Annotated in this window: 18 protein-coding genes and 1 pseudogene; 1 reads left to right on the forward strand and 18 read right to left on the reverse strand. The window is 71.5% G+C overall.

Annotated elements, in window-relative coordinates; translation table 11 throughout:
- Window positions 1-63: 63 nt before the first annotated feature.
- The 18 genes and pseudogenes from WA762_RS28135 to WA762_RS28220 all read right to left on the reverse strand — a co-directional run.
- Window positions 64-1,554, reverse strand: coding sequence for a hypothetical protein (locus WA762_RS28135; RefSeq protein ID WP_335939327.1), 1,491 nt, complete (start codon window positions 1,552-1,554; stop codon window positions 64-66).
- Window positions 1,533-2,444 (reverse strand): RNA polymerase sigma factor, encoded by a 912-nt coding sequence (locus WA762_RS28140; protein ID WP_335939328.1) that lies wholly within the window; start codon window positions 2,442-2,444, stop codon window positions 1,533-1,535. Before WA762_RS28140 ends, WA762_RS28135 begins: the two co-directional genes overlap by 22 nt.
- A gap of 512 nt (window positions 2,445-2,956) precedes the next feature.
- Complete coding sequence (locus tag WA762_RS28145; protein WP_335939329.1) at window positions 2,957-3,775, reverse strand: ABC transporter ATP-binding protein; 819 nt, start codon at window positions 3,773-3,775, stop codon at window positions 2,957-2,959.
- On the reverse strand, window positions 3,772-4,737 hold the full coding sequence (locus tag WA762_RS28150; protein ID WP_335939330.1) for a FecCD family ABC transporter permease: 966 nt from the start codon (window positions 4,735-4,737) through the stop codon (window positions 3,772-3,774). The genes WA762_RS28145 and WA762_RS28150 overlap by 4 nt, the downstream gene beginning before the upstream one ends.
- Window positions 4,738-4,793: 56 nt before the next feature.
- Entirely contained in the window at window positions 4,794-5,831 is a 1,038-nt protein-coding gene (locus WA762_RS28155) for an ABC transporter substrate-binding protein (RefSeq protein ID WP_335939331.1), read from the reverse strand.
- 8 nt (window positions 5,832-5,839) lie between these two features.
- A complete protein-coding gene (locus WA762_RS28160; protein WP_335939332.1) occupies window positions 5,840-10,237 on the reverse strand; it encodes an amino acid adenylation domain-containing protein in 4,398 nt (1,465 codons plus the stop codon).
- On the reverse strand, window positions 10,224-10,481 hold the full coding sequence (locus tag WA762_RS28165) for a phosphopantetheine-binding protein (RefSeq protein WP_073781604.1): 258 nt from the start codon (window positions 10,479-10,481) through the stop codon (window positions 10,224-10,226). The genes WA762_RS28160 and WA762_RS28165 overlap by 14 nt, the downstream gene beginning before the upstream one ends.
- Before the next feature lie 36 nt (window positions 10,482-10,517).
- On the reverse strand, window positions 10,518-12,110 hold the full coding sequence (locus tag WA762_RS28170) for a long-chain-fatty-acid--CoA ligase (protein ID WP_335939333.1): 1,593 nt from the start codon (window positions 12,108-12,110) through the stop codon (window positions 10,518-10,520).
- A gap of 1 nt (window position 12,111) precedes the next feature.
- Window positions 12,112-12,705 carry a (2E)-enoyl-ACP glycyltransferase gene (gene scoD, locus WA762_RS28175; RefSeq protein WP_335939334.1) on the reverse strand — a complete coding sequence of 198 codons (594 nt, stop codon included), beginning with the start codon at window positions 12,703-12,705 and terminating at the stop codon, window positions 12,112-12,114.
- Window positions 12,702-13,592, reverse strand: a complete 891-nt coding sequence (gene scoE / locus WA762_RS28180) for a (3R)-3-[(carboxymethyl)amino]fatty acid oxygenase/decarboxylase (protein WP_335939335.1) — start codon at window positions 13,590-13,592, stop codon at window positions 12,702-12,704. The genes scoD and scoE overlap by 4 nt, the downstream gene beginning before the upstream one ends.
- Window positions 13,593-13,640: 48 nt before the next feature.
- Entirely contained in the window at window positions 13,641-13,877 is a 237-nt protein-coding gene (locus WA762_RS28185) for an acyl carrier protein (RefSeq protein WP_335939336.1), read from the reverse strand.
- Complete coding sequence (locus tag WA762_RS28190) at window positions 13,874-14,926, reverse strand: beta-ketoacyl-ACP synthase III (protein WP_335939337.1); 1,053 nt, start codon at window positions 14,924-14,926, stop codon at window positions 13,874-13,876. The genes WA762_RS28185 and WA762_RS28190 overlap by 4 nt, the downstream gene beginning before the upstream one ends.
- A 53-nt stretch (window positions 14,927-14,979) precedes the next feature.
- Window positions 14,980-16,380, reverse strand: coding sequence for an MFS transporter (locus WA762_RS28195; RefSeq protein WP_335939338.1), 1,401 nt, complete (start codon window positions 16,378-16,380; stop codon window positions 14,980-14,982).
- Window positions 16,381-16,657: 277 nt separating this feature from the next.
- Window positions 16,658-17,407, reverse strand: coding sequence for an aspartyl/asparaginyl beta-hydroxylase domain-containing protein (locus WA762_RS28200; protein WP_335939339.1), 750 nt, complete (start codon window positions 17,405-17,407; stop codon window positions 16,658-16,660).
- 206 nt (window positions 17,408-17,613) lie between these two features.
- A complete protein-coding gene (locus WA762_RS28205; protein ID WP_073781597.1) occupies window positions 17,614-18,135 on the reverse strand; it encodes a copper chaperone PCu(A)C in 522 nt (173 codons plus the stop codon).
- A 73-nt stretch (window positions 18,136-18,208) separates the two neighbouring features.
- The gene (locus WA762_RS28210) at window positions 18,209-20,500 is read right to left on the reverse strand and encodes a heavy metal translocating P-type ATPase (protein ID WP_335939340.1); all 2,292 of its coding nucleotides are present in this window, start codon (window positions 20,498-20,500) and stop codon (window positions 18,209-18,211) included.
- Complete coding sequence (locus WA762_RS28215; RefSeq protein WP_335939341.1) at window positions 20,500-20,721, reverse strand: hypothetical protein; 222 nt, start codon at window positions 20,719-20,721, stop codon at window positions 20,500-20,502. Before WA762_RS28215 ends, WA762_RS28210 begins: the two co-directional genes overlap by 1 nt.
- Window positions 20,722-20,983: 262 nt before the next feature.
- A pseudogene (locus tag WA762_RS28220) lies at window positions 20,984-21,181 on the reverse strand (hypothetical protein); the annotation flags it as partial.
- A 290-nt stretch (window positions 21,182-21,471) separates the two neighbouring features.
- Between WA762_RS28220 and WA762_RS28225 the strand changes: the two are divergent.
- Entirely contained in the window at window positions 21,472-22,266 is a 795-nt protein-coding gene (locus WA762_RS28225) for a hypothetical protein (RefSeq protein ID WP_335939342.1), read from the forward strand.
- Window positions 22,267-22,404 lie beyond the last annotated feature (138 nt).

Here is a 22,404-nt window from a genome sequence, read left to right on the forward strand (position 1 = left end):
GGCTCGTCGCGCTGCCGATGACCAGTCGGCTCACTCTCTACTGCGTCACGGCCCCGAAAAACGTCACACCCGGTGCGGAACGGCGGTGCCGCGGCCCTGGCCGCGCCGGTCGTCCGCGCCCGGGGAGCCGGTGCCGGCACCGGCCGCCCGGCCCGCCGCGGCCGGGAACACGGGCACGGTCACGGACCGGTCCGCCGACGAAAGCGCCGAACCGAGCGCGTACGAGACGGCGGGCGGCAGCACGGCCGTCGCGGCGCGCGGGCCCCTGGGCGGGGTCGCGGGCGGGCGCTTCGGGTTCGGGCCGGTGGTGAACCGGTTCACCGGGGACGCGGGGCCGCGCCCGTCGCCGAACGCGTTCGCCTCGTCGCCGTCGCGGCCGTTGTTCCCGACGGTGCCGCCCGGCCCGTTCTGTCCCTTCCCGCCCTGGTCGTCCTGGTCGTCGTTCTCGTTCCCCTGGCCGTTTCCGCCCTTGCCGCCCTTGCCGTTCTTGCCGTTCTGGCCGTTCTGGCCGTTCTGGCCTTTCTTGCCGTTCTTGCCCTTGTTCCCGTTCCCGGCGCTCTGGCCGATCAGCCGGTCGCAGTACCGCTCCAGGTTGTGCGGGCCCTTCGCCAGCGCCTCCAGGGCGCGTCGGCGGTCCGCGTCCAGGTCGCCGGCGCGGTAGTCGCGGCACGCCTTCAGCGCCTGGGCGTACCAGAGGCCGGAGGCGCCGCTCCCCGGGGCCGCGGGGGAGCTGTGGTCCGCCCCGCCCTTTCGGCCGTCGCCCTTGCGGTCCGAGCCGTCGCCGGCGCGGCCGGTGCCCCGCTCGTCGTCGGGGGCGGAGGAACCGCCCCGGGGCCCGGAGGAGGTCGCGTCCGGGGAGGCCGGCGGCTCCGCGGACGGGGTGGTCCCGCTGACGCCCTGCGAACCGCTCCCGTCGGGGGACGCGTCGGCCGAGACGGAGATCGCCGGTTCGGGAGCGTCCCGTCCGAACGGCCCCGGGAGCATCCCCGCGCCCGTGGCCACCGCCACCCCGCCGAGCGCGCAGCCCGCGAAGGAGGCGACCAGCCCGAACCGCAGCGGCCTGCCCCAACGCGGGGAGCGGGGACGCCGGGGGCCCGGGGCCGCCCCCGCCCCGGCCACGCCGCCGACGGGCCTGATGCGGACGGGAGCGAGCGCGTCGTCCTGCTCCGGCCCGCCCGCCGCCCCGGCGCTCGCGGCGTCCCCGACGCTCCCGGATGACGCGGATGACGCGGATGACGCGGACTGAACAGGTCGCTCGGCCTGCGCGGGTTCCACAGACCGCACGGGTCGCTCAGACTGCCCGGGTCGCACAGCCCGCGCGGGCTGCATGGCGGCCCGGAAGGCGGCCAACGCCTGGGCCTCGCCGGGCAGTTCACCGGTTGCCGGGCGGGCGGTCCGGGCGACGGCCGCCAGCGCCGCCGCGAGCTCCTCGGCCTCCGTACCGGGGTGACCGTCGAGGGAAGCGGCCGGTTCGCCGCGGAGCAGTTTCTCCGCCGCGTCCTTGTCAAGCCATTCGTACCGCTCGTCGGCCATCACATGTCCCTCTGCGTCCACGGACGCGAATGCGTCACACCGGCGGGCGCCGCCAGACCCTGCTGTGCGGGGCGCTGGGCGGGCAGGCCGCCGAGCCCCGCCGGCCGGCCCGTCGCACCCGGGTCCGCTGGATCAGCCGCGGGGACGCGGTCCTCACCCGTCGTGCTCCCCGTACTCCCCGATCCCCCCGGACCCGCCGGATTTCCCTGACTTCCCTGGTTCCCCCGGCCCGATCCGCTCCCGTTCGCGCTCCGCCCCCTGCTCCCCCGGCCCCCTTCGCTCCCGTCGCTCCCGCCACTCCCCGGACCCGTGTCCCTCCGCACGCCGCCCACCGCGTCCAAGCCGCTCACGTCGTTCACACCGCTCACGTGCAGCAGCTCGGCCAGCCGCTTCAGTCCCCGGTGCGCCGCGGTGCGTACCGCCCCCGGCCGCTTGCCCAGCGTCTGCGCCGCGCTCTTGGCGTCCAGGCCGACGACCACCCGCAGCACCACGGCCTCGGCCTGGTCCTGCGGCAGCTGGGCGATGAGCGACATCGTGCTCCCGGTGGCCAGGGCCTCCATCGCCTCGTCGGCGGTGTCGGACGCGGCCGGCCGGTCCGAGAGCTCCGACTCGTCGCCGCCCACGGCCGGCCGCCGGCCGCGCATCCGCAGATGGTCCAGGGCGCGGTTCCGCGCTATCCGCGCCGCCCAGCCGCGGAAGCGGTCGGCGTCGCCGCTGAACCGGCCGAGGTCGCGGGCTATCTGCAACCACGCCTCGGACGCCACGTCCTCGGCGTCCGCCTCCCCCACCAGCGTCCGAATGTAACCGAGCAGCCTCGGCTGCACGGCGCGGTACACAGTACGGAAGGCGTCTTCGTCCCCGCCCTGCGCCGCGAGTACGGCGGCAGTCAGCTCCGCGTCGTCCCCCAGCACTCCCTCAACCTGCCCTGCTGTCTTGAATAGCAGCTGGTCATCACTGCCGCGCCACCCTGCGCGACTCAGCACGCTACGTCCTCACGCGTGGCCGCGTCCATGTCTTGTACAACCTGCAACATTCTCCGGAGACGAGGCCGGGACGGAGCAGTGTGACAGAAATCGCGGCGGTGGCGCTGAGAGGAGTACGGGGTCGTCCTACGGCCCCGTCGGAAGACGACCGGGGTCTCTCCTGTGGGGGGTGGCGGCCCCGGTCGTCGCCCCATTCGCCCCCTCTGACCAGGTAATATGCGGGTCACGGACCGTCTGCATAACCAACGCGTGACCAACGCAGCCGCCAGAGCGCCCGAGGTGATATGCTGCCCAGTCCTCGCTCCGGGCCTCCCGGCTCCGCCCTCCGATCCGGTGGGCCGTGGCTCACGGCGGGGGTCACTGCGGCGATCCACACTCCCCGCAGCCGTAGGCGCCGGCCTCTCTGTGCGGGCACCGTGCCCCGGGTGGCTACGCGTGCGTCAGTTCTCTGCGGCCGAAGTCTCAAGGCCCGTGGGGCCTCCGGGGTTCGCGAGGGGATGGGCCGCGTAAGCGATCCGGACGACGCCGTCACCGTGCCGGCTCGTGGAGGCTTCGACGCCGAAGACCTCGCGCATCACGTCGGGAGTGAGGACGTCGAGTACGGAGCCGGCGGCCACCGCCCTCCCGCGGTCAAGGACGACGATCAGGTCGCAGAGCCGGGCGGCCAAGTCCAGGTCGTGCAGGACGGCCAGGGTACTCACTCCGGTCGAACGGATCAGGTCGAGCAGTTCGAACCGGGCGCGGATGTCGAGGTGGTTGGTCAATTCGTCCAAGACCAGTAGGCGGGGCTCCTGCGCCAGGGCTCGGGCAAGCAGGACTCGTTGGCGTTCGCCCCCGGACAAGGACGCGTACTCCCTGTCGGCGAAGTGGCTGATCCCGCAGCGGTCGATCGCCTCGGCGACGGAACGCCGGTCGTCCGGGCCCTCGCGACCGATCAGCCCGTGGTGAGGTGTGCGGCCCAGCGCCACGATCTCGGTCACCGACAGGCCCCCCGTGCTGCCGGCCGGGTCCTGGAGGACTGCGGCGGTTCGGCGGGCGGCGGCACGGGGCGCGAGGCGCCAGACGTCGTCCTCTCCGACCCTGACGACACCCTGGGTGGGGCGGAGCGACCGGTAGATCGCGCGGAGCAGGGTGGACTTGCCGCTGCCGTTGGGGCCGACGAGGCCGACGACCTCACCGGGGCCGACTTCCAGGTCGACCCCGTGCAGGACAGGGATCCCCTCCAGTGCGACGTGTACCTGGTCGACGGTGAGCTTCATACGGTGTCCAAGCCCTTGTTACGGCGCAACAGCCAGACGAAGAACGGGGCGCCGAGCAGGGCGGTGAGGATGCCGAGCGGCAGTTCGTTCGGTCGGATGAGGGTACGGGAGAGGAGGTCGACGAGCACGAGGTAGACGGCTCCGAGCAGCGCGGCGAGCGGGAGAAGTCGCCGGTGGTCCGCTCCGACGGTGAGGCGTACGAGGTGCGGGATCATCAGTCCGACGAAGCCGATGCCGCCGGCCACCGCGATGACCGAACCGGTGAGCAGCGCGGTGATGACCAGCAGGACGGCGCGCAGCCGGTTGACGTCCACGCCGAGTGCGGTGGCTGATTCGTCGCCGGCCAGGACGGCGTTGAGCCGCCGTCCGAACAGGCCGAGCAGGGCGGTGCAGCTCAGGACGATCGTCGCGACCACGGGCAGCTGGTCCCACTGGGCTCCGGCGACGCTGCCCAGCATCCAGAACATCACCGTGCGCAGTTCGGTGGGCGTCGCCCAGAGCTGCACGAAGCTGGTCGCGGAGAGCAGGACGTAGCCGACCGCCACGCCCGCGAGGACGAGGCGGGTGGGTGCCAGGCGTCCGCGACGCCGTCCCAGGGCGAAGACCGCCGTTCCGGTGGCGAGAGCGCCGAGGAACGCGGCGCCCGCAACCCCCACTCCGCCGATGCCGATCCCGCCCAAGGTGATGACCAGAACCGCGCCGAAGGAGGCTCCGTAGGAGAAGCCGAGCACGGTGGAGTCGGCCAGGGGGTTGGCGACCAGGGTCTGGAGGACGGCGCCGGCCACCGCGAGGCCGGCGCCCGCGAGGGCCGCGAGGAGGACGCGGGGCGTGCGGAAGCTCCACACGATCTGGTCCAGCGCGGGGTCGGCGACCGCATCATGGCCCGTCAGGTGATGGGCCACGATGCTCCAGACGTCCGCCACCGGTACGGTGACCGCGCCGATGCTGATCGCCGTGATCACGGCGGCGAGCAGTGCGGCCAGCAGGACGAGGACACCGAGGGAGAGGCGCAGTCCGGTCAGAGAGCGTCGGGGTGGAGCGTCTTGGCGATCTTCTCCACGGCCACGTCGTTGCTGGGGCCGAGGTAGATCGAGTCGGACAGCACCACGTACGCGTCGTTCTTCGCCGCCGACCACTGGGGGAACTCCTTGAGCAGCTTCTTGGCGTAGGCCGTCGGGTCGGGGTCGTTGTAGCTGATGACGACGAGGGCGTCCACGTCGGCGGCGGCCACCTTCTCCTTGCTCAGGTCCGCGAAGGAGGTCTTGGAGGCCGACTCGAAGGCGTTGGTGCCCCCGGCCTTGGCGAGGATGTCGTTGTAGATGCCCTTGGCGACGACAGAGCTGAAGTCGTTGCCGCCCATCGTCATGTTGGAGAAGAGGACCAGGACGTTGGGCTTCTTCTCGTCCTTGACCTTCTCCGCGACCTCCGCGATGCGCTTGTCGGACTCGGCGATCAGCCTCTCGGCGCGGTCGCTGACGCCGAAGATTTTGCCCATGTCGCGGAGCAGGGCCCGGCTGTCCTCGATCGTCATCCTGGACGTGTCCTGGTCGCAGCCCTGCGGTGAGATGTAGGTGTTGGCGCCCACGTCCTTGAGCTGGTCGCGGGTGGCGAAGCCGTTCTTGGCGTCGAAGCCGTACGCGGTGGTGGACAGGACCAGGTCGGGACGTTGGCCGAGCATCGCCTCGCGGGGGATGTCGAAGGCGTCGTTGAGCTTGATGTCGCCCTTGGGCAGGGCCTTGATCGCGTCAGCGCGGCCGGGCACTTCGGACATGCCGTAGCTCTGCTGGTTGACGACGATGCGGTCCTCAAGCCCCAGGGCCAGGAGCGTGGAGACCTCGGCGACGGAGGCGCCGTTCATGACGACCACTCTGCCGGGTGCCTTGGTGAAGGTCTGCTTCACCCCGCAGTTGTCCAGCGTGACCGGGTAGCCGGCGGCCGAGGACGCGGCGGGCTGCTTGGTCTCCGCCGCCGTCTCGCCCGTCGGGCCCCCGCATCCGGCGGTCGCGGCTCCGACGACGGCTATCACTCCGAGGGCGGCGAACCGCTTGGTGGACATGTGTGCTCCTAGTGTGAGGCCGGCTGTCGGCCAGGGTTCGTATCAAGAGTCGGGCGACGCCCGGAGCGAGTTCCCAAAGGTCGTGGCGAATCCGGAGCCGACGGTGCGGGCAGTGCTCCGGTAGCCACGCAGTGATCCAGCTGGCGGAAGAAGGCGGCCCGGTCGATGGCCGGATGGACGGACGGCAGCGGGCCGTCGGCCGACGCCAGGCTCTCCCGTACGTTGTCGGCCCGTACGGTCGCGAGCCCGAGGTTCCCGTCCGGCCCGTCCGGACCCTGCGGCAGGGAGTCGAAGAAGGCGAGGACCGCTGCGGCGTCCCCCGTGTTCGGGGGGATCCGCTCTCGCCAGACGTCCAGTGGAAGGGTCTCGATCTCGTAGCCGTACTCGCGCAGCCAGCGGTGCAGGTCCTTCTGGCGCACCGGAGTTCCGGCGTGGTGGTGGACCACGGCGTGGGGGCGGCGTCTGCCGGGTCCGGTCGCCACGATCTCGGCCGCGACCCGGTCGGCGGGGATCCAGGACTCCTCCGGAAAGAGGTCGGGCACGATGCCCGCAGGCACTCCGGCGCGCAGGACGGTCCACAGGAAGTCCTGGCGGTTCACCGTGCCCGCCGCGATCGGGCCGACGACGCGGCCGAGCCGGTGGACCGTGACGGGCAGGCCGCGCTCGGCGGCCCGTTCGAGGAGGCGTTCGGACGCCCACTTCGTCTGCTGGTAGCCGTAGCGCAGTCCTTCGTGCGCGGTGAGGAACGTCTCCTCGAACTCCTCGCTCAGAGCGCGCGGTGGGCCGACCGAGAGCGTGGAGACGTAGTGCACCGGGATGCCGCGCGGGGCCGCCAGACGCAGCAGGCAGCGGGTGGATTCGGTGTTGGCCGGGCGGAGGGCGGTGTAGTCGCGGACGACACTGACCGCCGCGCCGTTGTGGACGATGGCGTCGACGGTGGACCCGAGTTCGCTCCACTGGTCCTCCGTCATGCCCAGTTGCGGCAGGGACAGGTCTGCTGGGAGAGCGGTGACGCGATGGTGCTCCTCCGGTGGCAGCGCCAGGCCGGCCGCTTCCAGAGCGGCGTGGACGCGCGCCAGAGCCTCCTTGGGGCTCTGGCCCCGGACGGCGCACACCACCTCCGCCTCCGTCGACCGCAGAAGCCGTGCGACGAGGTGGGTGCCCACGAATCCTGTGGCTCCGGTGAGCAGGAACCGCCGGGGTGGCCAGGAGGCCGTCCCTGCTCCGGGGCGGATCTCCGGTGCGAGCTCGGTGTCGGCCGCCAGGGAGGACGGCAGCACGGAGTCGGCCGGGCTGTCGGACACAGGTGTTGCGGCCCCGAGGAAGACGGCGAGGGCGGCGGGAGTGGCGTACTGGAAGAGCGACGCGACCTTCACCTCCCTGCCCAGCTCCGTGGCCAGGCGGTTGGCGGCCTGGATGGCCTGGAGGGACTGAGCTCCGCGTTCGAAGACGTCGTCGTGCGCGGTGAGGTCGTCGGCCGCGAGTACCTGGCGCCACACGCCGGTGACGGTGGCCTCCAGCGTGAGGGCTCGCCCGGTGTCCTCGGCACCGTCAGGGAGCGCGGGGAGTTGGGAGAGCAGTGCGGCACGGTCCGTCTTGCCCGACGCGGTGCGGGGCAGGCGGGTCAGGAACGTGAGCGAGGCGGGGATCAGCGGTCCGGGCAGCCGGGCGCGGAGGTGGTCGCGGACCGCTGACGCTGGTGGTCTCGGTCCGGCGGGAACGAGGTGGGCGGTGACCCTGCGGGTGCCGTCGGGCAGCACCTGACCGACCACGGCCGCGTCGCTGATTCCGGGGTGGGAGAGCAGGGCGCTCTCCACTTCGGCAGGCTGGACACGGTGACCGCTGATCTTGAACTCGTCGTCCGCGCGGCCGAGATGACGCAGGAGTCCGTCCTCGCCCAGCTCCACCAGGTCGCCCGTTCGGTACGCGCGTGGAGAGCCGGGCAGCCGCTTCAGCGGGACGAAGCGCTCCGCGGTCTCCTGTGGCCGGTCGCGGTAGCCGTTGGCGAGGGCGGGGCCCAGCAGACAGAGCTCCCCGTCGACAACGGCCGCCCGGCTGCCGGGCAGGGGGCGGCCCACCGGGGTGTCGTCGGCTGCGAGAGCCGTGTCGTGCAGATCGGCCACCGTGGCGACGACCGTCCCCTCGGTCGGCCCGTAGGTGTTGAGAAGCCGGACATCCGTGCCGACCGCCTTGCGCCAGCGGGCGGCCCTCTCTCGTAGTGCGGCCTCGCCGCCGATGACGACGGTGTGCACCGTGCTTGGCAGTGCGCCGGCCCCGGTGGACAGGGCATAGGCCAACTCGTGCCAGTACGCGGTCGGCAGGTCGAGCACGCTGATGCCCAGGCGATCACACTCGGCCAGGAAGTGCGGGATCGAGTCCGTCATGTCCTGCGGCCTGATGACCAGCGTGGCGCCGGTACACAGGGTCAGGAAGATTTCCTCGATGCTGGTGTCGAAGTGCAGGGGGGCGAACTGCAGGACGCGGTCGGTGCGGCCCAGGCCGTAGCGGAGTCCGGCCCCTGCGACGAAGTGGGCCAGTGCTCCGTGTCCGACCTCGACGCCCTTGGGCTCTCCTGTGGTGCCGGAGGTGTGGATGACGTAGGCGAGTTCCCCGAACTCCGGTGCGGACATGGGCGGGTGCGTCGATGTGGCGTGCGGCTCGGCATCGACCAGCAGCACGGCGTGGTCCGGGAAGAGAGGCGCGTACGACGCTGTGGTGAGGACCAGGTCGGGTGCGGCGGAAGTGAGCAGCGCGGTGGTGCGGTCTGCCGGGGCGTTCGGGTCGAGGGGGCAGTAGACGGCACCTGCGGCCATGATGCCGAGCAGGGCGGTGACAGCCGCGATGCCGCGGGGCAGTACGACGGCCACCAGGTCGCCGCGGCGCACTCCATGGTCGGCGAGCAGGTGAGCGGTCCGGCGTGCCTCGCCGAAGAGTTCGGCGTAGCCGATGCTTCGGCCGCTCTCCTCCACGGCCACCGCGCTGCCGCGTCGCGCCGCGTGGTCGGCGATGAGGGCGAGCACCGGGCGGGGTGGCGCGGGGAGCGGGTCTCCCTCCAGTACGTGGACCGGCGTGGAGTGTGCCGCGAGCGAGGCGGAGGGCAGGGCGTTGAACGGGCGGTCTGGTTCCGCGACGGCTTCCGTCAGCAGGTCGAACAGGGCGCGCCGGTGACCGGCGACCTCGGCGGCGGTGTACAGGTCGGGGTTCGCGTCCACGGCGAAGCGCAGAGATGTGCCTTCGGAGCGGTCGTACACGTTGAACGCCAGGTCGTCGACGGGTCCGGCCGAGACGTTGTGCACCGTGCTGCGATGTCCGGCGAACCGCAGGTCATAGGCGAACGGCATGATGTTGACGCCCGGGCCGGAGAGCCGCCTCCCCGCGCCCACCAGCCGCAGGTCGCGCCGGATCTGCTCGTAGCGGTAGCGCTGGTGAGGCAGGGCCGAGCGCACCTCGCGGGAGACCGCAGCGACCAGCGCCCGCAGACTGTCGTCCGCGCCGACGGCCAGTCGCAGCGGCAGGACGTTGCGGACCATGGCGGGCACGCGCAGGGACACGGAGCCGAAGCGGCCCATCGCGGGGACGCTCAGCACGATCTCCGGTGCTCCGGTGGCGCGGTGGAGGTGGGCGGCGGTGACGGCGAGAAGGACCTCCGACCAGGACACCGACAGGGCACGGGCCGTGGCCCGCAGCGCCGCTGTCGTCCCGGCGTCGAGATCTCCCTCGTCCCGGAGAAAGGAGGCAGTCGGCAGAGCTGACCTCGCCGCCGGTGTGGCGATCTCGGGCCGGTCGGCGTACCGGTGCGTCCAGTGGTCCCGGTCGCGGGCGAACTGCTCGGACCCGCGGTAGGCAGCCTCCTCCTCGCGTACCGAGGCGAGGGTGCCGAATCCGCTCGGGCCGACCGCCGCGTTCGCGGCGAGCGCGGTGTAGACGTCGGCGACGCGCCGTGCGACCAGGGAGAGGCCGAAGCCGTCCAGCGCGATGTGGTGGACGCGGTGGTACCAGAGGTGGCGGTCGGCGGCGAGGCGGAACAGGGCGTGCCCGAAGAGTGGTCCGCGGGTGAGGTCGACGGGGCGCGCGATGTCGGCGCCGATCCAGCGCAGTGCCTCGGCCCGCGGATCGGGCGCCGAGGAGACGTCGGCGGTGTGGAGGTGCCACTCGGGTGCCGGGATGTCGACTTGCTGAGGACGGCCCTCGTCGTCGGCGGCGAACACGCAGTGCAGAGCCTCGGTCTCCTCGACCGCCCGGCGCAGCGCGGCCTCGAAGATGTCCATGTCGACCGGGCCCTCGATCACCACGTACTCGGCGGTGTTGTAGGCGGGGCTGGAGGTGTCGAGCTGGTGTCCGGTCCAGATGCCCTCCTGTGCCCCGAGCAGCCGGTGGTGGGGGCGGTCGCTGTCAGGCGTCGTCATGACGTCCTTCTTTCTGCCGTTCGTCCAGAAGCCGCCACCAGTGGTGGAAGGAGGGCAGTTCGGCAAGATCGATGAAGGAGACGTCGATGCCGTACGCCTGCCAGCGCTCGACCAGTGTGATGAGGCGGAGGGAGTCGAGTCCGGCGCCGGCGGGGTTGTCGTCGAGGTCGACTTCCTCGGGCTCCTGGTAGAGGAGTTCGGCGAGATCGGCGCGGAACTGCTGGGTGGTGAGGGCAGCGGGCATGGTGGTCCTCTCTCTTCGCGCTGCGGGCGGCGGAGGTCAGTTGACCTTGCGGCCCGGACCGCTCCAGAACCGGTCGCGCAGTTCGCGGCGCAGGATCTTCCCGCTGGGGTTACGGGGGACGTGGTCGATGAACTCGTACTTCGCGGGCAGTTTGAACGCGGCCAGCCGGGGTGTGAGGAAGGTGTGCAGGTCGCGAGCGCGCAGGGCCGGGCCGCCCGGGTCGGCCGGGACGACGAAGGCGTGGACGTACTCGCCCCAGCGGTCGTCCGGCGCGCCGACGACCACGGCTTCGGCGACGCCGGGGTGGTGTTCCAGTACGTTCTCGATCTCCGCCGGGTAGACGTTCTCGCCCGCCACGAGGATCGCGTCCTTGATGCGGTCGCGGATGAAGACGTAGCCGTCCTCGTCGACGAAACCGGCGTCCCCGGTGCGGATCCAGCCGTCGACGAGGGTCTCGGCGGTCTTGTCGGGGAGGTTCCAGTACTCCACCATGTGCGCCGGTGTGGCCAGGCGGACCTCGCCGACCGCGCCGGGCGGCAGCGGGACGCCCTGATCGTCGGTCACCTGGACCCGTACGCCGGGGTAGGGGCGGCCCGCCGCCTGCATGGGAGGCGATCCCGGCTCGTGGACGGCAGGCGGCAGGCAGACCGCCGTGTTGCCGGTCTCCGTGAGCCCGTAGATCTGCGCGAACTCGCAGCGGAACACCGCCAGGCTCTGCTCCAGCAGGGTCTCGGAGATCGGCGATCCGCCGTAGACGATCTTGCGCAGGGTCGCGAAGTCGGCCGGTGTGACGCCCGGCCGCGTCAGCATCATCCGCAGCATGGCGGGAACCACGCAGGCGGTGGTGATGCCGAGCCGCCGGATCAGCTCGATGGCCACGGCGGCGTCGAAGGCGCGCATCGCCACGACCGTGGTCCCGGCGTTGAAGTTCTGTGTGGCCCACCACAGTCCGCCAATGTGAAAGCCGGGGATGCCGACCAGCGCGATGTCATCGGAGCGCCAGTCGATCCAGTCGACCTCCGCCTTCGCCATGGCGTCCGCGATGGCGAAGAAGCTGCGGTGGGCCAGCACGACGCCCTTCGGCAGCCCGGTGGTCCCACTGGTGTAGAGCTGCGCCACCGGGGTGTCGCGCGTCGCCGCGTACGCCACGTCGGCTCCGGGGTGCGGGGCCTTCCAGGCGGTGTAGCCCTCGGCCGCGTCGAGCGCGACGACGTGTTCGGGCGGTGCGATCGGCATGTTGTCGACGATGTGCCGGAACTCTTCCTCGACGAAGAGCAGTCGGGTGCCCGAGTCCTGGAGTATGTGGCTGACCTCCGGTGACGTCAGCCGCCAGTTGACCGGGACGAGGACGGTGCCGGTCTTGGCGCAGGCGAAGAGGATCTCGTAGTACCGCTCCGACTCCTTGCCCAGGTAGGCGACCCGGTCACCGGCTGTGAGACCGGCGGCGCGCAGGGCCTGTGCGGCGCGGCTGCTCTCCCGGTGCAGGTCCGCGTAGGTGAGTGTGGTGTCGCCGCAGATGACGGCCGGGGTGTCCGGCTGTCCTTCGGCGTGGAAGCGGGCGGTGTCGACGAGGGTGGTGGGCCGGTGGTGCAGCCGGGTGCCCGGCTGCGGGGCGTCAAGGGTGCCCATGTCAGGCGTCCGTCCTGTCTGTGCCTGCCGCTGAGCGGGCTTCGGGTCGGGTGATGTTGACGAAGGCCAGGGTGGCGTCGCCGTCGCACCGGCCTCCCTCGGTGTCCCAGTAGCGGTAGGCGGTGGTGGCCATGAGGAGGGGGCCGCGGCCGGGTGACCGGAGGTCGACGGAGCGGAACGCCATCTCACCGGAGAAGTCCCGCGGACTGACCGGCCGTCGGAAGCGGGAGGCGAACCGGGCGATGAGGATGTCCGGCAGCTGGTGGCGCCAGAAGTCCTCCAGCGTCCAGCTTTCGAAGCCGGTCAGCAGCTGTTCCTTCACCGACTTGGCGACGAGGTAATACATCATCTGGTTGTAGGCGATGTTCACCTCCACCGAGTTCAGGTGGCCGGTGTCGTCGATGTAGCAGGACTCCGGGATCGCGAACGTCGCCCGAACCCGGGACAGCCCGTCGGGCAGCCCGGAGACCTCCGCGGTGAGCAGGTAGCGGCAGTGCTCCTTGTACGGTGCGAGCACCCGGGGCAGCAGGTCCTCGTCCGTGGCGAAGGTCTGCACGGGGCGCGCTTCCACGGTGCGAGCGCTGGCCCGGGTCATGCCGCTTCCAGACCGACGTGCAGCTTGCGCTCGTCGTGGACGGTGACGCGGTAGGAGACCGTAGGTTCGGGTGTGGTGGTGTGCCGGGCGCAGTGGATGAGACTGCGGTTGTCCCAGACGAGCAGGTCACCCTTCTCGAAGCTCTGGAGATGGATGTTCTCGTGCTCGAAGGTCCGGTCGAGCTGACCGGTCGCCGCGAAGAGCCGCTGGAGCAGTTCTTCGTCGAGCGGCTTGCCCTGGGCGTCCTCGATGCCGACGGTGAAGCCCTCGCTGAGGTAGAGCACTTGCTCACCGGTCATCGGGTGGGTGAAGACCGTCGGCTGGAGGACGGCGGGCGTCTTCTGCTCCACCTCGTCGAGGATCTCCGACAGCGGGCGGTAGACGTCGTGCGGGCGCACCTTGAAGTACTTGCGAACCGAGTGCTGGCAGCGGGTCTCCGTGATCTCCCGCTTCAGGTCGTCGGGCAGCTTCGCGTACGCCGCTCCCATGTCGATGAAGTACGTGCCGCGGTTCTTCGCGGGTATGACCTGCGGGTAGATCAGGGTGATCCCGAACGGGTCCGGCATGAACTGGTAGTCGGCGTGCCAGAACTTGCCCGTCTTGGGCACACCGATCTGCTTGCCGTTCTCCGGCACGTTCGAGGAGACGAACACCTCTGACACCTCGGGGTGCTGGTACATCGGCTCGTAGTACGTCTCCGGGCGGCCCAGGCGGCGGCCCAGCTCCAGGAACGCCTGCGGGGAGAGGTCCTGGCCCTTCAGAACGGCGATCTTGCGTCGGTAGACGGTCTCCTTGAGGGCCGTGATGTCGCCTTCGGAAGCCGACGTGTGGTCGAAGTCCTCGACGGAGGTGCCGATGGAGGTCCCGGCGTGGTCCGTGATGCGCATGGTGGTGCTCCTTCTGTCGTGGCGGAAAGATGTGTGGCTGCCGCCGTGTCAGGCGGCCAGGCGGGTGTCGATCAGCACGGCGGTCGCACCGAGCGTGAGGTCGGGGACCAGTTCGCTGTCCTCGACGGTGACGCCGAGGTGGCGTTCGATGTGGATGCTGATCTCGACCATGGTCAGTGAGTCGACGTCGAGGTCGGCGTAGGTCGCCTCGGGTCTGAAGTGTTCGGCGGGCGCGTCGTGCAGGGCGCTGAGGATCGACACCAACTGCTGGTAGGTGGCGGTCATGAGGCGGATTCCTCTCGGTGGTGGGGCGGTTCGGCGGTCGGGAGCAGCGCGGGCCAGGTGAGAAGGCAGGAGCCCCAGGTGAGACCGCCTCCGAAGGCGGTGAGCAGGACCCGGTCGCCCGGCCGCAGGGCCCGGTTGGCTTGGCCGGCGGCCAGGGCGAGGGGGATGGAGGCCGCGCCGGTGTTGCCGACCGTCTCCACGTGGGTGGCACATCGGTCGATGTGGAGGCCCAGGTCGGTGGCGACTGTGCGCAGGATGCGCAGGTTGGCCTGGTGGGGAACGAAGCGGTCGATGTCCTGGACGTCCAAGCCGGCCCGGTTCAGTACGGTGCGGGCCGAGTCCGTCATCCGGGCGACCGCGTGGCGGTACACCTCTTTGCCGCGCATGGCGAAATGCCGCTCGGCATGCGAAGTGCGACCGGGGTCGGCCGGGAGGCGGGAGCCGCCGGCCGCGACCGTGATCACGTCCTCGTGCGCGCCGTCACTGCCGAGGTCGAACGGCCCGATGGCACCGGTCTCCGAAGCATGCCCGGCCCGCAGGACAACGGCTCCCGCGCCGTCGCCGAAGACGACGGCGTTCTGCCGGTCCTCGGGGTCGACGATGCGGGAGTACACGTCCGCGCCGATCACCAGGACACGGCTCGCGACTCCTGAGATGATCAGTCCCGCCCCCGTTGCCAGGGCGTAGACGAACCCGGTGCACACGGCGCCGACGTCGAAGGCCGCCGCACCGGTCAGGCCGAGCCGTGCGGCCACCAGCGGCGCGGTGGCGGGGCAGGTGCGGTCGGGTGTGGTGGTGGCCACGACGACCGCATCGGCCGTGTCGGCACCGGAGTTGGCGAGCGCCCTGCGGCCCGCCTCGACGGCGAGGTCGGAGGTTGCTTCCTCCGGGGCAGCGAGATGCCTGCTGCGGATACCGGTGCGGGAGCGTATCCAGGCGTCGTCGGTGTCGAGCCGGTCCGCCAGCTCATCATTGCCGACCTTGCGCCGGGGCAGCCAACCGCCGACGCCGCTCAGCACGGCGGACCGGTCGGTGGGTGTCGCGGACATGGTTCTCCTGGGAATTGGTGTCGGTGGGGCCTTCTTGCGGGGCGGCGACATCGTTACGAGGTGTTCGAACGGATCAGGAGAGCGGCGAACGAGCCGAGCGCCAGCGCCCCGGAAGTCAGGAGCAGAGCCGTTCGTATGCCGTCGACCAGAACCGGGACGGACGACTCCTGGCCGATGCCGGAGGCCGCCGCGACGAGCAGCGCGAGGCCGACCGCGCCGCCCACCTGGAGGGACGTGGACGCGATCCCCGAGGCGATGCCCTGATCACCGGGCGCCACTCCCGAGGCGGCGGCGATCCACAGAGCCGTCCACGCGGCGCCCTGCCCCACGCTCATGAGCACGATCCCCGGCAGCAGCGCCGGATAGGAACCGTTCGCCGCCACGGCCGGCACCAGGGCGAGAGCGCCGACGGTCCCGATCCCCAGTCCGCCGACCAGCAGGCGCCGCATGCCGAACAGGGTGACGGCACGACCCCCCACCTGGGTGCCGGCCGCGACGACGACAGCCGGGACGAGGAAGCAGAGCCCCGTCACGAAGGCGTCGTAGCCCCGCACGGCCTGGAAGTAGAGGGTCAGGAAGTACGGAAGCGAACTGAACGTCGCACTGAACAGTGCCGCGACCCCCGTGGCCGCGACCAGCCCGCGGCGGCGGAGGAGACGGACGGGCATCAGGGGATCGTGCGCCCGCCCCTCGATGGCGGCGAAGAGAATCAGGCAGAGGAGCCCCGCGACTGCGGCGGCCAGGGCCGCGGGGCGCGTCCATCCCTCCGCGGGGGCGTACACCAGCAGGAAGACGAGCAGTGTGAGCCCGCCGGTGGCGGCCAGCGCCCCTGCGGTGTCGAAGCGCCGCGTGCGGTCCCGGGGCGGGTCCGCGGCGAACAGCAGGCGTCCGAGGACGGCCAGAGCGAGGGCCACGGGGACGTTGACGAAGAACACTGAGGGCCAGCCGTACCCGTGGACCAGAACGCCGCCGAGGAGCGATCCGAAGCACAGTCCGCCCGCGCCGGCCGCGCCCCAGACCGCGAGCGCCCGGTTGCGTACCGGCCCTTCGGCGTACGTGGTGTTGATGAGCGAAAGCGTGGCCGGGAACAGCAAAGAGCCGCCGATCCCCTGGGCCGCGCGTACGGCCAGCAGGATGCCGGGCGACTGCGCGAGCCCGCCCATCAGGGAGGAGAACGCGTATATCGCCGTGGCCAGGACGAACATCCTCCGGCGGCCCACGAGATCCGCCGCGCGTCCGCCGAGCAGCAGGAAGCCTCCGGTGGTGACGACGTACGCGCTGACCACCCACTGGAGGTCGTGGTCGGAAAAGCCCAGTGAGGCGCCGATGTCGGGCAGCGCCACGTAGACGATGCTGTAGTCGAGCGAGATGACGAGCTGGGCCAGAGCGAGGACGACCACCGGAAGGCCAAGGCGCTGACGTGCTGCCACGTGCTCGTCTGCGGTCGCGGACATGATCGATCCCTCTCTGGTGAAGAGCTCGGTGAACGAGGTGACGGGGGGGCGGAACGCCTGGGGAAGTGCGTCAGGGCACGCCGGACGTCGCCGCAGTGGGCGGGACGAGGGACGGGAGTCGAGGTACGGGCACCGGTGTGCGCTCCCGGCGCGATGGGTGGTGCGGAAACACGTGGAGCGACCGCATGCGCAAGGGGGCCCGGGAGGGTGTCGGTGTGTCAGTAGCGGCGGTACGTGCCCGGTTCCGGCTCTTCCTGGTCCGGCGCGCCGCGCAGGGTCACGTCTGCGCCAGCATCTTCCGCACCTCCGTCACCAGGACGGTCAGCGCCTGCCGTTCGGGGACGGTCGTCTCCGGATGCCAGAGATCGGCCAGAAGACAGGTCCTCGGGCGGTTCCCCCGGTTCTCCGCGTGGTGTTCGAAGGAGTAGTCGAAGAGGAGACAGCGGCCTTCTTCCCAGACGCGCGTCTCACCGGCGACAGTGATGTCGCAGTCGTCCGGGATGTCGACGGCGAAGTGGAGGTTGATGCTGAAGTTCCACAGATCGCAGTGCGGCGCGATGCGGGTACCCGGCAGCAGCGTCGAGAAGTGGCTTTCCAGCAGAGGGCAGATGAGACCGTGGCCGACCGCGACGTTCTTGACGATGTCGAACGCGGTGGGAGCGATCTCGGCAGACTCCGCCATGAGCTCCCCGTCCCGGTAGAGGTAGAGGGACTGCCAGTCGTCCTGGCGCGTCAGGTAGTGCTCGTAGTCCGAGAAGGCCGCACGCTTCGTCCGCCAGGCCCTCTCGTGCTCCGCGCTGATCGCCCCATGCGCGCCTTCCAGAGCCTCCACGAGCGACGCGATGCCCGGATCGCTCCTCGGGTCGTGCCAGGGCTTCTGGGATATCCCCGGCAGGATCCACTTCGCGCCCGCCTGCAGCGGGTGCCTGGGGAGCCCTCCCGGCGCCATCATCTCCTCCACCCGCGCAAGCGAGTCGGGGCCGAACTCATCACGTATCGCGGCGAACTGCTCGTCGGTCGACTGCATCACGACTTCCTTTCCGCCCTGCCGCCGAGGGGATCGGACTCGGGGTCCCGCCCCCGCACCCCTGCGGCCGCGGCCTCCCGGAGGTCGGTGGCCGCTTCGTATCAAAAGTCGAATGCCCATCCGCCCGAGTTCCCGTCACGGCCGAGAAAATCCGGTCAAAAGTGCGAGGAGGTGGCGGCGGACTCTCAAAGGCCGCCACGACGTCCTCAAGGTGCGGACCCCAGGGTGACCGGCCTGACGACGGCGTCGACGGTGACACGGCCGGTCCGTACGAAGTCGAGGGTGAACGTGATGCGGTCCCCGGGCCGCCATGTCTCGTCGGCGGGAAGGGTCACAGCCGCTCCGTACGGCGACATCTCGACCTCCCCGTACGCCGGGACTTCCACGGTCTCCGTCCGTTCCCGGTAGGCCCCGTTCGTCGCGTTCATGCGGTGCGCGGTCAGCTCGACGCCCCGCTCGGCGACGGGGGAAGTGACCGAGCGGAGCCGGTCCGGTGCACCCCCGGTGTTGACGATGTGGAAGTAGGCGTTGGTGTCCCTTCCGGGAATCACCGGAAGAAGCACGCGGGCCTCCCGCACCTCGATCTTCGCGGGACTGCCCGCGTACCCGGCGGTGGTCCAGGCGGACAGGCCGCCGACGGCGGCGATGGCGGCGACGGCCACCGCCGCGCCGGTCCCGGCCGCCTCCCGTACTCGTCGGAGACCGGGACCCCGGTAAAGATTCTTCATGAGCGTGCGCTCCACTGAGAAGAGGGAGAGGGAGGGGATATGAGCTTCGCCGCGGCGGGAGCGGGCGGAGGCGTCACAGGATGTTCCGCGGGGCGGACCGAGGGCGGGGCTGCCGGGCCGGCGACGGCTGCCAGGCGCGCAGGCGCAGGCTGTTGGCGACGACGAGAACCGAGCTGAGCGACATCGCGACGGCGGCGACCACGGGGTTGAGCAGACCGACCATGGCCAGCGGCACGGTCACGGCGTTGTAGCCGAAGGCCCACACGAGGTTGACACGGATGGTGCCCAGTGTGTGACGGGCCAGTCGGACCGCGTCTGCCAGAGCCTCGATGTCGCTGCGTACGAGGGTGACGTCGGCGGCGCCGATCGCCACGTCGGTCCCGGTGCCCATGGCGATGCCCAGGTCCGCGCCGGCGAGTGCGGCCGCGTCGTTGACACCGTCCCCGACGACGGCGACCCGCCGGCCCTCTGCCCTCAGCCTGCCGACGAGTTCGGCCTTGTCCTGCGGTGTGCAGCGAGCGTGGACCTCCGCGATGCCGAGGTCCTCCGCGACCGCCCGCGCGACAGCGGCCCGGTCGCCGGTGGCCAGCACGGGGCGCACGCCGAGCCTGCGCAGCCGGTCGACGGCACGGTAGCTGCCGGGTCGTACGAGATCGGCCACCTCCACGATCGCGGCAGGCGCACCGTCCACCCGCACCAGGACCGCCGTACGGGCCGCTTCGTCCGCCCGTTCCCGGGCCGCTCGCAGGGGCGCGGGCAGCTCCGTGCCGTCGGGCGCCAGCACCTCCACCTCGTGTCCGTCCACGTGCCCGCTCACACCGTGCCCCGCGGAGGCCCGGAACCCGGACACGGCGGGCAGGGGGTGGTCCCCGGCCGCACGGCGCGCGTGGGCCGAGATCGCCCGGCCCAGCGGATGTTCCGAGCCCTGCTCCACGGCGCCCGCGAGCCGGACGGCCCCGTTCGCGTCCAGTCCGTCGGGCACCACGGTGACCCGCCCGACGCTCATGTGTCCCGAGGTGAGGGTCCCGGTCTTGTCGATCACCACGGTGTCGACGTGCTGGAGCCCCTCCAGCACCTGCGGGCCGCTCACCAGGACGCCCAGTCGTGCGCCGCGTCCGGTGGCCGCCATCAGCGCCGTAGGCGTCGCGAGCCCCAGCGCGCACGGACAGGCGACGACGAGGACCGCGACGGCGGCGGTGATCGCGGCCTGCGGGTCGGCGCCGGCGCCGAGCCAGAAGCCGAGCGTCGTGGCCGCCAGGGCCAGGACGACCGGGACGAAGACACCCGCGACGGTGTCGGCCAGCCGCTGTGCCCGCGCCTTGCCCGCCTGGGCGTCCGTCACCAGCTTCGTGATGCGGGCGAGTTGCGTGTCCGCGCCGACCGCCGTGGCCCGCACCAGAAGCAGACCGCCCACGTTGACCGATCCGCCGGTTACGGAGGTTCCCGGGCCGGCCTCGACGGGCTCGGACTCGCCGGTGACGAGGGACAGGTCGACGGCGGAGCTGCCCTCGGTCACCTCTCCGTCGGTGGCGACGCGCTCACCGGGACGGACCACGAACACGTCGCCGACCCGCAGCCGTTCGATCGGCAGCAGCTCGTCCGAGCCCCGGCGGCGGACCGTCACCTCCTTCAGGGAGAGCTGTGCGAGCGAACGCAGTGCCGCACCGGTCCCCCGCCGGGCCCGACCCTCCAGGAAGCGGCCGGCCAGAACGAACAGCGGTACGCCCACCGTCGCTTCGAGATAGACGTGAGCCATCCCGTCGGAGGACGAGGGCACCAGGCTGAAAGGCATCCGCATGCCGGGCGCCCCGGCTCCGCCCAGGAACAGCGCGTACGCCGACCAGCAGAACGACGCCAGTACGCCCAGGGAGACCAGCGTGTCCATGGTCGCGGTGGCGTGGCGCAGGCCGCCCAGGGCACGCCGGTGAAAGGGCCAGGCCCCCCAGACGACGACCGGCGCGGCGAGCACGAAGCACAGCCACTGCCAGTTGTCGAACTGCGACGGGGGGGCCATCGACAGGACGAGCACAGGCAGGGACAGCGCCGCGGTGATGAGCAGCCGCTCACGTTCCTGCTCGGCGTCGGCCTCCGCGGAGTCCTCGGTTCGCGCGGGCCGCTGTTCCTCCGCCGACGGCACGACCAGTCGTGCCGTGTACCCGGCAGTCTCGACCGCCGACGTCAGTTCGTCCGGGGTCACCCGCGCGGGGTGGCTGACCCGGGCCCGGCCGGTGGCGAGGTTCACCTCCGCCGTGACACCGTCCAGCTTTCCCAGCTTGCGCTCGACCCGTCGGACGCAGGCCGCGCAGGTCATGCCGCCCACGGCGATGTCAGTCACCACCACTGTGGGCGCCGCATCAGATGTCATCAGTGCCCGCCCCCGTGGTCCATGGGCATGTCCCCGTCGCCGGCGGGCGAGTCGCCGGTGATCCCGGGGCCGTGTATGCCGGGCGCGACCGGGCCCACAGCGGCCCCCACGGCGTAGGCGCCGGCGAACAGCACCCCCAGGAGGAAGAGAAATCCCCACAACGCGGACGGTGGGAAGCGAGCGTTCTTCGCTTCGGGCACGGGGTCTGCCGTCTGCTCCACAGAGTGCTCCTCGACATTCTCGACGCGAGCCGTGAGAGAACGGCTCGTGGCAGTCCAGAAGTCGAAGACGCCCCGACCGGAGTTCCCCGGCGCGGGGTGAACAGCGTCACAGCCTCCGTTCGGGTGACCCCGGGAGCTGCGCGGAGACGCCGCGCGACCACTGTCGTGCCGGGCGGCCGAAGCCGTCCGGCACCGGCGCCCGATGAACGCATTCCCTCGGCCGCCCGTATGTGGAGGGTTCCCGACACGAGGTGCAGCTGAAGGCTGCGTCGAGGCGGCCGGCCTTGGCCTCTTCGATCAGGGACCCGAACTGATCCGCGCTCATCTGCACTCGCTGCCCGAAGTCGTCGGTGATCACGACCCGGCGCTCGGCCGGAGCGCTCTCGTCGACGAACATCTGTGGGCACCCGCAGTCGCCGTTCCTGCAGAAAGTGGCCAGGGGCTCGGGGGATCCGGTCATCGCGCTCTCTCGTTCACGCTCACCGGCCCCCGGGCGGGAGCCCGAGGCCCGAATACCGGGGTGATTCCTGCGGCATCCGGGCCCAAGCTCTCCTGCCCTCCGGCGTGGAAGCACAGCAGGCCGCCCGCGCGCACCCGATGCTTCCGAAACCCACGGGGAGCCGGGAACCGGAAGACGCTGCCGTACGACACCTCATGTGCCGGGTGAGCGGGCAGCAGAGGCGCGGAAGCGGTGGGAACGAAGCCTGGAACCCACTGCGCGGGACCCGGTCTGGAGGTGTCGCGCAGGGAATGCCAGGATCGGTTGGCATGTCGGTGGGGTGGTGGTTTCGCGCCACACGGTCCGCGCTGTTCGCGGTCGTGTGCGTGGCGCTTGCCGCCTGCGGCCACGTACTCATGTCGGGTGATCCGCTCCCCTGGTGGTCCCTGGCCCTGTGCGTGGGAGGAGTCGGCGCACTGGCGTGGCTCGTCGCCGGCAGGGAGCGGGGCCAGGCCGCGGTCGTGGCTCTCACCGTCGCGGTGCAGGCAGCGCTCCATGGCGCTTTCACGCTGGTCCAGACCGCGCAGCAGGCGCCCCCGTCGGCAGGTGGCGAGTCCACGCTCGCGCTGAGATGGGCGGACGCCCTGCTCTGCGGCCCGCACGGCGACACCGGCGCGGCAGCGCGAGCCTATGACGTCGCCGAGCAGGCCGGCCTCACCGACAGCATGCGACTGCCCAGCCTCGAAGGCGGTTCCTCCGCGATATCGGCGCTCGGACATGCCGCCCACGGCACCCACGCGGCCCAGCCCGTGCACGACATGGGGGCGATGACCGGCACGGCCTCCTGGGGAATGCTGGCCGCGCACGCGGCAGCGGCCGTGCTGTGCGGCCTGTGGCTGGCTCGCGGCGAGCGTGCGGCCTTCCAGATTCTGCGGGCGCTAATGGACCGCTTCCGCCTCCCCCTGTCACTTCTCGACGCGATCCGCCCGCTCCCGTCCGCGCCCCCCGCGCCCGGCGTCGACCGTTCCGGCGGGCGTCCGCGCCCGCGGCTGCTCGTTCACACGCTCGTCACCCGGGGACCTCCGAGGGAGACCGCTGTCCGCTGACAGCTGGATCACGTCGGCCGCGGCATCCGCCGCCGACGTATGCCCGCGCATCTCGACGCGGGCGAAATCTCCCTATCCCTGGACCGCGCATGCCGGTCGGCAATGCCCTGTCCGGGATTTCCGGAAGGACCGCAGTCT

This window comes from Streptomyces tyrfis, from assembly GCF_037034285.1.
Classification (GTDB): domain Bacteria; phylum Actinomycetota; class Actinomycetes; order Streptomycetales; family Streptomycetaceae; genus Streptomyces.

Excerpts from the sequence above, each read along its gene's own strand:
- WA762_RS28155 (WP_335939331.1), bottom strand. The coding sequence starts at position 5,831 with ATGTCCACCAAGCGGTTCGCCGCCCTCGGAGTGATAGCCGTCGTCGGA.
- WA762_RS28225 (WP_335939342.1), top strand. The coding sequence starts at position 21,472 with ATGCCAGGATCGGTTGGCATGTCGGTGGGGTGGTGGTTTCGCGCCACA.
- WA762_RS28165 (WP_073781604.1), bottom strand. The coding sequence starts at position 10,481 with ATGCCCGCTGCCCTCACCACCCAGCAGTTCCGCGCCGATCTCGCCGAA.
- WA762_RS28195 (WP_335939338.1), bottom strand. The coding sequence starts at position 16,380 with ATGTCCGCGACCGCAGACGAGCACGTGGCAGCACGTCAGCGCCTTGGC.
- WA762_RS28145 (WP_335939329.1), bottom strand. The coding sequence starts at position 3,775 with ATGAAGCTCACCGTCGACCAGGTACACGTCGCACTGGAGGGGATCCCT.
- scoE (WP_335939335.1), bottom strand. The coding sequence starts at position 13,592 with ATGCGCATCACGGACCACGCCGGGACCTCCATCGGCACCTCCGTCGAG.
- WA762_RS28210 (WP_335939340.1), bottom strand. The coding sequence starts at position 20,500 with ATGACATCTGATGCGGCGCCCACAGTGGTGGTGACTGACATCGCCGTG.
- WA762_RS28160 (WP_335939332.1), bottom strand. The coding sequence starts at position 10,237 with ATGACGACGCCTGACAGCGACCGCCCCCACCACCGGCTGCTCGGGGCA.
- WA762_RS28190 (WP_335939337.1), bottom strand. The coding sequence starts at position 14,926 with ATGTCCGCGACACCCACCGACCGGTCCGCCGTGCTGAGCGGCGTCGGC.
- WA762_RS28200 (WP_335939339.1), bottom strand. The coding sequence starts at position 17,407 with ATGCAGTCGACCGACGAGCAGTTCGCCGCGATACGTGATGAGTTCGGC.
- WA762_RS28185 (WP_335939336.1), bottom strand. The coding sequence starts at position 13,877 with ATGACCGCCACCTACCAGCAGTTGGTGTCGATCCTCAGCGCCCTGCAC.
- WA762_RS28170 (WP_335939333.1), bottom strand. The coding sequence starts at position 12,110 with ATGGGCACCCTTGACGCCCCGCAGCCGGGCACCCGGCTGCACCACCGG.
- scoD (WP_335939334.1), bottom strand. The coding sequence starts at position 12,705 with ATGACCCGGGCCAGCGCTCGCACCGTGGAAGCGCGCCCCGTGCAGACC.
- WA762_RS28205 (WP_073781597.1), bottom strand. The coding sequence starts at position 18,135 with ATGAAGAATCTTTACCGGGGTCCCGGTCTCCGACGAGTACGGGAGGCG.